The organism is Streptomyces sp. NPDC006512 (genome assembly GCF_040611935.1).
Lineage (GTDB): Bacteria > Actinomycetota > Actinomycetes > Streptomycetales > Streptomycetaceae > Streptomyces.
In genome coordinates, this window is sequence record NZ_JBEXPG010000012.1 from 32,160 (window position 1) to 43,959 (window position 11,800).

At 72.7% G+C, this 11,800-nt stretch carries 11 protein-coding genes; 3 read left to right on the forward strand and 8 right to left on the reverse strand.

The window, feature by feature from the left end:
- Positions 1–138: 138 nt before the first annotated feature.
- Positions 139–2,532, forward strand: a complete 2,394-nt coding sequence (locus tag ABZZ17_RS11285) for a ribonucleoside-diphosphate reductase subunit alpha (RefSeq protein ID WP_356874467.1) — start codon at positions 139–141, stop codon at positions 2,530–2,532.
- Positions 2,532–3,548 carry a ribonucleotide-diphosphate reductase subunit beta gene (locus ABZZ17_RS11290; protein ID WP_356874469.1) on the forward strand — a complete coding sequence of 339 codons (1,017 nt, stop codon included), beginning with the start codon at positions 2,532–2,534 and terminating at the stop codon, positions 3,546–3,548. Before ABZZ17_RS11285 ends, ABZZ17_RS11290 begins: the two co-directional genes overlap by 1 nt.
- Positions 3,549–3,630: 82 nt before the next feature.
- Here the strand turns inward: ABZZ17_RS11290 and ABZZ17_RS11295 are convergent, their stop codons facing one another.
- Positions 3,631–3,855 carry a hypothetical protein gene (locus ABZZ17_RS11295; protein ID WP_356874471.1) on the reverse strand — a complete coding sequence of 75 codons (225 nt, stop codon included), beginning with the start codon at positions 3,853–3,855 and terminating at the stop codon, positions 3,631–3,633.
- Between the two features lie 82 nt (positions 3,856–3,937).
- Between ABZZ17_RS11295 and ABZZ17_RS11300 the strand changes: the two genes are divergently transcribed.
- On the forward strand, positions 3,938–4,903 hold the full coding sequence (locus tag ABZZ17_RS11300; RefSeq protein ID WP_356874473.1) for a helix-turn-helix domain-containing protein: 966 nt from the start codon (positions 3,938–3,940) through the stop codon (positions 4,901–4,903).
- A gap of 49 nt (positions 4,904–4,952) precedes the next feature.
- On the opposite strand, the gene def is transcribed toward ABZZ17_RS11300, so the two are convergent.
- The 7 genes from def to ABZZ17_RS11335 all read right to left on the reverse strand — a co-directional run bounded on the left by def (position 4,953) and on the right by ABZZ17_RS11335 (position 11,775).
- Entirely contained in the window at positions 4,953–5,588 is a 636-nt protein-coding gene (gene def / locus ABZZ17_RS11305; RefSeq protein WP_356874475.1) for a peptide deformylase, read from the reverse strand.
- A 57-nt stretch (positions 5,589–5,645) separates the two neighbouring features.
- Positions 5,646–6,641 carry a hypothetical protein gene (locus ABZZ17_RS11310; protein ID WP_356874477.1) on the reverse strand — a complete coding sequence of 332 codons (996 nt, stop codon included), beginning with the start codon at positions 6,639–6,641 and terminating at the stop codon, positions 5,646–5,648.
- Positions 6,642–6,745: 104 nt separating this feature from the next.
- Positions 6,746–8,038, reverse strand: a complete 1,293-nt coding sequence (locus ABZZ17_RS11315) for an HD domain-containing protein (RefSeq protein WP_356874479.1) — start codon at positions 8,036–8,038, stop codon at positions 6,746–6,748.
- Positions 8,035–9,669: an HD-GYP domain-containing protein gene (locus tag ABZZ17_RS11320; protein ID WP_356874481.1), complete on the reverse strand. Its 1,635-nt coding sequence runs from the start codon at positions 9,667–9,669 to the stop codon at positions 8,035–8,037. Before ABZZ17_RS11320 ends, ABZZ17_RS11315 begins: the two co-directional genes overlap by 4 nt.
- A 173-nt stretch (positions 9,670–9,842) precedes the next feature.
- On the reverse strand, positions 9,843–10,145 hold the full coding sequence (gene rsrA, locus ABZZ17_RS11325) for a mycothiol system anti-sigma-R factor (RefSeq protein WP_030225838.1): 303 nt from the start codon (positions 10,143–10,145) through the stop codon (positions 9,843–9,845).
- Positions 10,142–10,786, reverse strand: a complete 645-nt coding sequence (locus ABZZ17_RS11330; protein WP_266576354.1) for a sigma-70 family RNA polymerase sigma factor — start codon at positions 10,784–10,786, stop codon at positions 10,142–10,144. The genes rsrA and ABZZ17_RS11330 overlap by 4 nt, the downstream gene beginning before the upstream one ends.
- A 326-nt stretch (positions 10,787–11,112) precedes the next feature.
- Positions 11,113–11,775 (reverse strand): alpha/beta family hydrolase, encoded by a 663-nt coding sequence (locus tag ABZZ17_RS11335; RefSeq protein WP_356874484.1) that lies wholly within the window; start codon positions 11,773–11,775, stop codon positions 11,113–11,115.
- Positions 11,776–11,800 lie beyond the last annotated feature (25 nt).

The following is an 11,800-nucleotide window of genomic DNA, read 5'->3' on the forward strand; positions in this document are numbered from 1 at the left end:
GGGCCTCGCGGTTGGGCCGGTGGACGCCACGCGGCGCACGTACCGCCTGCCCTGTCCGGGCCGGTCCGTGGGCTTCCCGCGTGCGCCCGCTCGCCCCGCCCCGTCGAAGACCGGGCCGAGCGAGGGAGAGCTCCCCCCGTGACCATCGCGCCTGCCGCACCGCGCGCCGAGTCCGCCCAGTCCGACACCGAGGCTGCGCTCACGCCCGAGGGCCCGGGGACCGCACTGCTGCGTACCCTCACCGAGCTGACGGCCGACCTCCCCGACACCGACCCCGGCCGGGTCGCCGCCGCCGCCCTGCGCGGCCGCAGCTCCGTCGCCGACGAGGCCGAACTGCGCGGGCTGGCCACCGAGGCCGCGGCCGGTCTGATCTCCGAGGACCCGGCGTACTCCCGCCTCGCCGCCCGGCTGCTGACGCTGGCCGTCCGCGACGAGGCCGCGGGCCAGGGCTCCACGTCCTTCTCGGCGTCCGTCGCCGTCGGCCACCGCGAGGGGCTCATCGCCGACCGCACGGCCGAGTTCGTCACGACCCACGCGGCCCGCCTGGACGCGCTGGTCGAGCACACCCTCGCCGAGGGCGCCGACGACCGCTTCGGGTTCTTCGGCCTGCGCACCCTGCACAGCCGCTACCTGCTGCGCCACCCGATCACCCGTCAGGTCATCGAGACCCCGCAGTACTTCATGCTGCGCGTGGCCTGCGGCCTGGCCGAGAACGACACCGTCCAGGCCGTCGAGGAAGTGGCCTCGCTCTACCGGCTGATGAGCCGCCTCGACTACCTGCCGTCGTCCCCCACGCTCTTCAACTCCGGTACCCGGCACCCGCAGATGTCCTCCTGCTACCTGCTGGACTCCCCGCTGGACGAGCTGGACTCGATCTACGACCGCTACCACCAGGTCGCGCGCCTGTCCAAGCACGCCGGCGGCATCGGCCTCTCGTACTCCCGCATCCGCGCCCGGGGTTCCCTGATCCGCGGCACCAACGGCCACTCCAACGGCATCGTCCCGTTCCTGAAGACCCTCGACGCCTCCGTCGCCGCGGTCAACCAGGGCGGCCGCCGCAAGGGTGCCGCCGCCGTCTACCTGGAGACCTGGCACGCGGACATCGAGGAGTTCCTGGAGCTCCGCGACAACACCGGTGAGGACCAGCGCCGTACGCACAACCTGAACCTCGCCCACTGGGTGCCGGACGAGTTCATGCGGCGCGTGAACTCCGACGGGCAGTGGTCGCTGTTCTCACCGGCCGACGTCCCCGAGCTCGTGGACCTGTGGGGCGACGAGTTCGACGCCGCCTACCGCAAGGCCGAGGCGGACGGCCTGGCCCGCAAGACCATGCCCGCGCGTGACCTGTACGGCCGGATGATGCGCACCCTCGCGCAGACCGGCCAGGGCTGGATGACCTTCAAGGACGCCTCCAACCGCACGGCGAACCAGACCGCCGAGCCGGGCTCGGTCGTCCACTCCTCCAACCTGTGCACCGAGATCATCGAGGTCACCGACGACGGCGAGACGGCCGTCTGCAACCTCGGCTCGGTCAACATGGGCGCCTTCGTCGTGGACGGGGACATCGACTGGGAGCGGCTGGACGAGACCGTCCGTACGGCCGTGACCTTCCTCGACCGCGTGGTGGACATCAACTTCTACCCGACCGAGCAGGCCGGGCGTTCCAACGCCCGCTGGCGTCCGGTCGGCCTGGGCGCGATGGGTCTGCAGGACGTCTTCTTCAAGCTGAAGGTGCCCTTCGACTCCCCCGAGGCGCGGGCGCTGTCCACGAAGCTCTCCGAGCGGATCATGCTGGCCGCGTACGAGGCCTCCTGCGACCTCGCCGAGCGCAGCGGTCCGCTGCCGGCCTGGGACAAGACCCGTACCGCCCGCGGTGTCCTGCACCCGGACCACTACGACGTCGAGCTGAACTGGCCGGAGCGCTGGGACGCCCTGCGCGCCCGCGTCGCGAAGACCGGCATGCGCAACTCCCTGCTCCTGGCCATCGCGCCGACGGCGACGATCGCCTCGATCGCGGGCGTCTACGAGTGCATCGAGCCGCAGGTCTCCAACCTCTTCAAGCGCGAGACCCTCAGCGGTGAGTTCCTCCAGGTCAACGCGTACCTGGTGGAGGAGCTGAAGCAGCTCGGCGTGTGGGACGCGCAGACCCGCGAGGCGCTGCGCGAGTCCAGCGGTTCCGTGCAGGGCTTCGGCTGGATCCCGGCCGAGGTGCGCGAGCTGTACCGCACGGCGTGGGAGATCCCGCAGCGCGGCCTGATCGACATGGCGGCGGCCCGTACGCCGTTCCTCGACCAGTCCCAGTCGCTGAACCTGTTCCTGGAGACGCCGACCATCGGCAAGCTCAGCTCGATGTACTCGTACGCCTGGAAGCAGGGCCTGAAGACCACGTACTACCTGCGTTCGCGCCCGGCGACGAAGATCGCCCGTGCGGCGCAGGCCGCCGCCCCGGCGGCGCTCCCGCAGGCGGTGGCCGACGCGGAGGCGCTCGCCTGCTCCCTTGAGAACCCCGAATCGTGCGAGGCCTGCCAGTAATGAGCTCCAACGACAACAAGAACCTCCTGGACCCGGGCTTCGAGCTCACGCTGCGCCCGATGCGCTACCCGGACTTCTACGAGCGGTACCGGGACGCGATCAAGAACACCTGGACCGTCGAGGAGGTCGACCTCCACTCGGACGTCGCGGACCTCGCGAAGCTGACGCCCGGTGAGCAGCACATGATCGGCCGGCTGGTCGCGTTCTTCGCGACGGGCGACTCGATCGTGTCGAACAACCTGGTCCTGACGCTGTACAAGCACATCAACTCCCCGGAGGCGCGCCTGTACCTGTCGCGCCAGCTGTTCGAGGAGGCCGTGCACGTCCAGTTCTACCTGACGCTGCTGGACACCTACCTGCCCGACCCGGACGACCGTGCGGCCGCGTTCGACGCGGTCGAGGAGATCCCGTCGATCCGCGAGAAGGCTCAGTTCTGCTTCAAGTGGATGGACTCGGTCGAGAAGATCGACCGGCTGGAGACGCAGGCCGACCGCCGTCGTTTCCTGCTGAACCTGATCTGCTTCGCGGCGTGCATCGAGGGCCTGTTCTTCTACGGCGCCTTCGCGTACGTGTACTGGTTCCGCTCGCGCGGTCTGCTGCACGGTCTGGCGACGGGCACCAACTGGGTGTTCCGCGACGAGACCATGCACATGAACTTCGCGTTCGAGGTCGTGGACACGGTCCGCAAGGAGGAGCCGGAGCTCTTCGACGACGCGCTCCAGCAGCAGGTCACCGACATGCTGAAGGAGGCCGTGGAGGCGGAGCTGCAGTTCGGCCGTGACCTGTGCGGCGACGGCCTGCCGGGCATGAACACCGAGTCCATGCGCGAGTACCTGGAGTGCGTCGCGGACCAGCGTCTGGTGCGCCTCGGCTTCCCGCCGGTGTACGGCTCGCAGAACCCGTTCTCGTTCATGGAGCTCCAGGGCGTCCAGGAGCTGACGAACTTCTTCGAGCGCCGTCCGTCGGCCTACCAGGTCGCGGTCGAGGGCACGGTGGACCTGGACGAGGACTTCTAGTCCTCCGTCCGCGCAGGTGTGCGCCGGGAGCCGGAACGCGAACGACCGCGTCCCGGCTCCTCGCGTTTCCGGGGGCCGGGGCTCAGTGGGCCATGCGTCCCCGGCGTCCGAGGCCGAACCGGATGCCGCGCCGGCGCGGGGTGGGTTCCAGACCGCCCGCCCGCTGGCGCGGCAGCCAGACCCGCCGGGTCTCGACGGCCCGCAGCTGCCGGTCGATCCGGCGGTCGCGCCACGTCCCGTACAGGCTGGGCCCGAGCAGGACGGCGGCGAGGGCCAGGATGACGAGGTAGTTCACGAAGGTGCTCATACCTCCACTGTCCGCCTGATCCGCCATGATCGAACAGTGGCAGTACTGTCACTGAAGTACGAATTACTGCCACACTGGGGTCATGCTGACCAACGTGGCCGTGGCCCTCGTCGACGGAGTCGCCCCCTTCGAGTTCGGGATCTTCTGCGAGGTCTTCGGGATCGACCGCGGCGCGCAGGGGCTGCCGGTGTACGACTTCGCCGTGTGCGCGGCCGAGGAAGGCCCGCTGACCATGGCCGACGTCGGCTTCGCCATCGCGCCCGCGCACGGCCTGGAGCGGCTGGAGGAGGCGGACCTGATCTGTGTGCCCGCCGACCGGCAGGCGCCCGTACGGGAGTACCCCGAGCCGTACCTCGACGCCCTGCGGCGGGCCGTGGACCGGGGGGCGCGGGTGCTCAGCGTGTGCAGCGGGGCCTTCGTGCTCGGTGCGGCCGGGCTGCTGGACGGCCGGCGCTGCACCACCCACTGGATGCACGCCCCGGCGCTGGCGCGCCGCTACCCGAAGGCCCTCGTCGACCCCGACGTGCTGTACGTGGACGAGGGCCCGGTGATCACCGGGGCGGGCACCGCCTCGGGCATCGACGCCTGCCTGCACCTGGTGCGCCAGGAGCACGGCGCCGAGGTGGCCAACACCATCGCCCGGCGGATGGTCGTACCGCCGCACCGGGACGGCGGGCAGGCCCAGTACGTCCGGCGGCCGCTGCCGCGGACCGCCTGCGACACGGTGGGCGAGGTGATCGGGTGGATGGCCCGGCACCTGGAGGAGGAGATCACCGTCGAGCAGCTCGCGGAGCGGGCGCACATGTCGCCGCGGACGTTCGCACGGCGCTTCCTCCAGGAGACGGGGACCACCCCCTACCAGTGGGTGCTGCGCCAGCGGGTGCTGCTCGCGCAGGAGCTGCTGGAGTCCACCGACGAGACGGTGGACTCCATCGCGGGCCGCAGCGGGTTCGGCAACGCCGCCGCCCTGCGCCACCACTTCCTGCGCACCCTGGGCACCACCCCGAACGCCTTCCGCCGCGCCTTCCGGGGACCGCAGGCGGCCTAGTGCCGCGGCCGGGAAGGTGTGCCGGGTCGCGGCGTCCGGTGCGGTGCGTCTACGCGTTCGGGACGACCTCGTAGCGCGGGGTGTTCTCCGCCATCTGGCGCAGGGCGTCCTTGCGGTCGCGCTTCGAGAGGCGGTCGATGTACAGGTACCCGTACAGGTGGTCCGTCTCGTGCTGGAGGCAGCGCGCGAAGTAGCCGGTGCCGCGGACCTTGATCGGGTTGCCCTGGGCGTCCTGGCCGGTGACCTCGGCGTAGTCCGGGCGGGCCAGCGAGGCGTAGGCGGTCGGGACGGAGAGGCAGCCCTCGTTCGAGTCGTCCAGGACCCGCGTGCCGGCCGGCAGTTCCACCAGCTTCGGGTTGACGACGACACCGGTGTGCCGCTTGCCGTCGTCGTCCGGGCAGTCGTAGACGAAGACCTTCGCGTCCACGCCGATCTGGTTCGCGGCCAGGCCCACGCCCTCGGCGGTCTTCTGGCTCGCGAACATGTCGTCGATCAGCTGCGCCAGCTCTTCGCCGAACTCGGTGACGTCCTTGCACTCCCGGTGCAGCACCGGGTTGCCGACCACCGTGATCGGGCGGGACGTGCCCCGCTCGCGGTAGGCGAGCTCGCGCGCCTCACAGTCCTCGGTGTCCACGACGTAGCCCTCGTCGTCGACCGGGACCATCTGGTTCTCCTGCTGCGCCATGTCCGCCGTACGCCTTCCGTAAGTCACCGATGTGCCGGTACAGCCTACGGCCCGGACTCAGCAGACTTCCTCGAGATCCCGCCACTCGCGGCTGTCCGGGCTGTCGGCCACCCAGCCGTCGAGCAGCCCGCGCACCAGACCGGCCGGCGCCGCGATGCCGCACTCGCGCTCGGGCACCCACAGCGGGCCGGAACCGGCCGTGCGGTGGCCCAGCGGTCCGGGGTGCCCGGGCTCGCTGTGGTCGTGCGGGTCCAGGTGGTCCCCGGCGGCCTCGCCGCTCGGCATCGCGCTCTCCGAACAGGTCCGGCACAGCAGCCGCACCGACGAGGACCAGTCCTCGGCGGCGAAGCCCGCGTCCGAGGCCAGCTGCTCCAGCGCGTTGCGGTCGGCCTCCGTGGCCGCTTCCAGCAGCACCACCCAGGTCGGCACCGGCGAGGGCGCCCACAGCTCGATCTCGTCGAAGACCGGGTACGAGGGACCGGCCGCGGTGACCCGCTCGCCGTGCGGGACCCCGTCGTGCAGGACCACCTCGCCCCAGCGCCGCCCCGAGGAGGGCAGCGGGATCGAGAGGACCTCCATCCGGGCCGGATCGAGCCTCCGGCCCCACACGACCTCGGCCTCGCCCTCGGGCGACAGCCGCACCGCGGCGCTGCCGAGTTCCATGCCGACCGGCTCGCCCGTGCCCGCGCTGCTGTGGGGGTCCCCGGGCACCTTCAGCCCGTACGCCTGCCAGGCCCGCCGGGCCAGCGGCCAGTCCTGGAGCGCGGTCGCGGCGATGCCGACGTTCCACCAGTCCGGCGCCCCGGCCTCACGGTCCAGGAGCGCCACGGCACGCAGCCCCGCGGACCGGGCCTGCTCCCAGTCGTGGCGGAACTTGTGCAGGAGGGCCAGGTTGAACCAGGACTCCGACAGCCAGGGCTCCAGGTCCGCCGCTCTGGTCAGGAGCGCGCCCGCGTCCTCGTACCGCCCGTCACCGATCAGCGTGAACGCGCGGTCGGTGGCCTGCCGCCACGAGGCGGAGGGCCGATGCCGTACCTTCCCGAAGATCCTCACGATTCCCGCCTGCCGGTCCAACGGTGCAGCCTTGCGGACACCCTCACGGACACTCTTACTGCATCCAACCATGCCCGCTCGGACGGCCGCTCATTACCCATGGGTTACCCCGGTGGGACGGGTACGACTCTGCCCCGCCCGCCCCTGGCCAGAACCCTGGCCAAGGACTCCACGACCTCCGGCTGGTAGTCGCGCCCGGTGCCCAGCCGGAGCTGCTCCAGCGCGGCCAGTGAGCCGCCCGGGTGACGGGTCCCGCCCGCCAGGTCGTCGTACGCGTTGACCGCGCGCACGATGCGGGCCGCGACGGGCTGCTCCCGGTACGGGTCCGCCTGGCGTTCCACGATCACCGCCACCTCGGCCGGGACGCCGGTCTGCCGCGCCACCTCGCCGCCGAGCTCGGCGATCCGGCGGGCCTCGGCGGCGGGCAGCTCGGCGGTGGCCCCGCAGGGGACCGGGTCGACGAGCGACAGCTGGCCGATGTCGTGCATCAGGGCCGCGTACTCCAGCACCGTGAGCTCCCGCTCCGAAAGACCGAGCTCCCGGCCGACGGCGCAGCTCAGCGCCGCGACCCGGCGGGAGTGCCCGGGCGGGGTGTACCCGGCGATCTCGGTGGCCCTGGCCAGGGAGGTGATCGTCTGGCGGTAGGTGGTGCGCACGGCGGTGATCCGGTGGAAGGACATCTGGGTCAGCAGCAGCGGCACGCTGAAGACGGGCAGGGCCCACGGGCCCGCCACGGCCACGCCGAGGGCCATCACCACGCCGGTGGCGCAGATCGCCGAGCCGATGCCGAGCTGCGCGCGCAGTTCGTCGCGCAGCAGGGGGCCGTAGGGCCACCCGGTGCGGGCCCCGGCCAGGACGGCGGCGAGGACGGCGTCGCACAGGGCGGTGAGGCCGAGCACGAACAGCAGGAACAGGACGAGGTACGGTCCCTGCCCGATCCACTCCCCCAGCCGCCCGGAGTTGTAGAGCGGCTGGAAGCAGGCGGCGGCGAAGGCGACGGTGAGGACCCGCCGGGCCACGTGGTCGAGGGCGGGGCCGCGGCCGCGGGCGACGTGCGGGACGGCTCCGACGAGCGCGGCCGCGACGACGACCGTGACGGTCTGGAGGACCCCGTGGTGGGTGGGGTGCCCGGCGTTCTGGCCGAGGAGGGCGTAGGCGAGGGCTCCGGCGGAGCCCAGCGGCGCGGGCTGGCGGTCCTCGGGCGGCAGGTGCCCGGCGCCCGCGCCGGGGCGGCCCGCGCGGGGATCGCGGCGGGCGAGCTCGCCGACGGTGATCAGGGTGCCGAAGGCGAGGGCCACGCCCGGTTCGAGGACGCCGGTCCACAGGGTGTGGCCGAGCCCGGCCAGGGTCAGCAGGACGGCGGCCCCGCGCACGGCGTGTACGGCGAAGGCTCTCACCGGGGGCCCCGGACGGGACGGGAGCGGGCCGCCGCGGCGCCGCCGTTCAGCGGGTCCCGCGTCCCGCGGGCCTCGGCGGCGGTCCCCGTCCGGGCCTCGGGGCCCGGGCCGGGACGGGCCGAATCCACCGGGTCCGCCGGGTCCGCCGTCGCCGGCGGGCCGGCCGCGTCCGCCGCGTCCGCCGCGTCCGTCGGGCCCGTGTCGCGGCCCTGCGCCGGCAGGCCCGTGGGCGCCTGCGTCCCCGGGCCGGGTCCCCCGGTGGCGGAGCTGATGACCTGGAGGTCGTCGTCGGAGGTGACCACCGGGTGCCAGCCGTGCCGGCCGATGGCGCCCACCAGGGCCCGGACCATGGCGGGGTCGTACTGGGTGCCCGCGCAGCGTTCCAGCTCCGCCAGGGCGACCGCCACCGGGCGGGCCCGGCTGTAGGAGCGGGTCGAGGTCATCGCGTCGAAGGAGTCGGCCACCGCCACCACCCGGGCCAGGACCGGGATCTGCTCGCCGTTCAGCCCGTACGGGTATCCGGTGCCGTCGACCCGCTCGTGGTGGTGCAGGATCGCGGACCGGGCCTCCCCCAGGAAGCCGATGCCGCGCACCATCTCGTGGCCGTACTCGGGGTGCAGCTCGATGACCCGGCGTTCCTCGGGGGTCAGCGGGCCGTCCTTGCGCAGCAGCCGGGTCGGTACGCCGAGCTTGCCGACGTCGTGCAGGATCCCGGCGATGCGGACGGTCTCCAGGCGCTCCTCGGTCATGCCCAGCTCCCGGGCGATCATCGCGGAGGCCTGGCCGACCCGCTCGCTGTGGCCGCGCGTGTAGCGGTCCTTGATGTCGACGGCCTGGACGAGGGCCCGGATCGTGGCCTGGTGGGCGGCGCTCTCGCGGTGGTACTGGGCGAAGACCCAGCAGGAGATGTACATCGGCAGCAGGACGAGCAGCGCGGCCGGAAGCCCGTACGGACTGCGCCACATGACGGCCATCATCAGCCCGGCGAGGCCGTGGACGCAGTGCGGCAGCAGGGAGCGGGTGAGCAGGCCGCGCCAGGCGGTGGCGGCCGGGCGGCGTTCGGCGGCGGCCAGGACGAGCCCGTCGAGGGCGGTGAGCACGAGGCAGAAGGCGACGGCGGCGGCCGCGGCGGGGAGCATCGCGTACGGGAAATCCGCCACCCACGCGGACGGGTCGCCGTGCGCGTGGCCGTCCGGCGGTCCGGAGCCGCCGCCCGCGGCGCCGTCGGCCCCGGCGAGCGCCCGGCGGCCGCCGAGGAGCCCGAACGCCTGTCCGGCCGTCCACGCCGCCGTCGCCTGCTGGGCGCCGTGCCACACCCGGCGCACCCCGGCGGGCCGTTGGACCACGGCCTGGGCCAGCCCGCCGGGCACCGCGACGAGCGCGGCGGCGGCGGGCGGCAGCAGGAAGACGGCGGCCAGGACGACGGGGAAGAAGGAGCCGATGCCCTCGGGGACCCGCTGCCCCAGCAGGGGGCAGATCCGGACGAGTTCGCAGCCGAGGTAGAGCACGGCCAGCAGGGCGACGGCGGCCCACGGGGTCGCCGGGTCGGTCAGGGCGGGGGCGACGCACGCGAGGGCGGCGAGGACCGCGCACAGGACGCAGGCGCGCGCCGCCGGCGGAAGTACCCGCATGGCGTTCTCCTCCCCCTGTGCCGTACCGGCCGGATACCGAAATCAAACCAGTACCGCGAGGGGAGAATAGGACGGCCCCCGAGTGAAGAGGGGCCCCTTTGTGCATTGCGCCGTACGGGCGCCCCCGGATTAGCACCTTCGGGTGAACGAAGTGCCCTTCCGGGGGCGGTTGTTCAGCCGGTCGCCGGACCGGCCGTCACATCGTGATCGGGTACGGCCTGACCTGATCTGATCAGTTCGATCCGGCCCATGACCTTGGAGCGGAGATCGGACGGCACGTCGTCCGATCCGCAGCAACGCTTCACCAGCTTCTTCACGGCCTGTTCCAGGCCGTACTTCTCCAGACAGGGATTGCACTCGCCGAAGTGGGTCTCGAACTTCGTGCAGTCACTGTCGGGCATCTCGTGGTCCAGGAACTCGTAGAGATGGTCCAGGACCTCGGCGCACTCCGTCTCGTGCGGCTCTCCGCAGCTCATGAGCCTGAGCCTTTCAGGTCGTTCGACTCTCCCGCGCCGGCGGGGACCAGCCCGCGCTCGCGGGCATAGTCCTCCAGCATTCCGCGGAGTTGACGGCGGCCACGGTGCAGTCGCGACATGACCGTACCGATGGGTGTACCCATGATGTCCGCGATCTCCTTGTACGCAAAGCCCTCTACGTCGGCAAGATAGACCGCGATGCGGAACTCTTCCGGAATGGCCTGGAGCGCTTCCTTCACATCGGAATCGGGCAGGTGGTCGAGCGCCTGCGATTCCGCGGAACGCAAACCGGTCGACATGTGCGACTCGGCGCGCGCCAGCTGCCAGTCCTCGATCTCCTCCGCGGCGCTGCGCTGCGGCTCGCGCTGCTTCTTGCGGTAGGAGTTGATGAACGTGTTGGTCAGGATGCGGTACAGCCACGCCTTGAGATTGGTGCCCTCACGGAACTGGTGGAAGGACGCGTACGCCTTCGCGTACGTCTCCTGGACCAGGTCCTCGGCGTCGGCCGGGTTACGCGTCATACGCAGCGCGGCGGAGTACATCTGGTCGAGGTAGCCGAGGGCGTCCCGCTCGAAGCGCGCATTGCGCTCCGGGGTCGTCTCCTGCGCCTGGCCTTCGTCGGTCCCAGCGACAGGACCCACCTCCTCCGACAGCGTGGCGGCTCCGAAAGCGGATCCGCTCGAATCGGAGAATAGTCGACCATCCCGGCCTTCCGCCGCCCGAAGCGAAGCGCGCTTCGGCCCGGGCAGAACGGTCCAGTCCAGGTCAGCGGCCTGCGGACGGTTCTGGCTGATGACCTGGGTCATGCGGTCCCTCTTCCTCCGACGTGTTTCCCGTGCGTACCGACACTCCGCACAACAGGGCCCCGGGGCCCCGCATTCCCGGGCTCCGCACGCCGTCGCGGGCCGTTCCGGGCGGCGGCGGGAGGCGGGTGAGCGGGATCACCCGAAAATGTGTCAGGTCGTCCTCACCCGCTGAGCCGGGCGAGCCACGGGGCCACCGCGCCGGTGATCACCGCGAGGGTCTCCTCCTGCGTCGGGCCGGCCTTCTTCGGCACCGCGAAGCCGTGGTCCCCGTACGGCACCTCGACCAGCTCGTACGGGTCCGGCCCGGCCGGCTCGGGGAACTCCTCGGGCCGCCCGAAGGGGTCCCGGCCGCCCTGGAGCACGAGGACGGGCCGCCCGGCGCCCAGCAGCTCCGCCGCCCGGGACTTCTCGGGCCGGCCCGGCGGGTGCAGCGGGAAGGCCAGCGCGAGCACCCCGGCCGCCCCCAACGCGTCGGCCGTCCGGCAGGCCACCCGGGCCCCGGCGCTGCGCCCGCCCGCGACCACCGGCAGCCCGGGCCGCGCCAGGGCGGGCCACAGGCCCCGCCAGCCCTCGTCCAGCACCTTGGGCGCGGCGGCGACCTTCTTCCCGGCGACCCGCCAGGGCTGCTCCACGAGGGCGACGGTGACCCCCTGCGGCGGCAGGGCCGCGGCCAGGGCCTGGAGGTCCCGGGCCTCGATCCCGCCCCCGGCGCCGTGGCTCACGGCGAGGACGAGCCGCGCCGCGCGGGCGCGGTGCCAGGTGACGCGGGCCTCGCCCGCCGGGGTGTCGACGCTCTCGGTGGTCACGGCTCGCTGCGCTGTCATGGGGCGATCATGCCCGGTCAGGGCG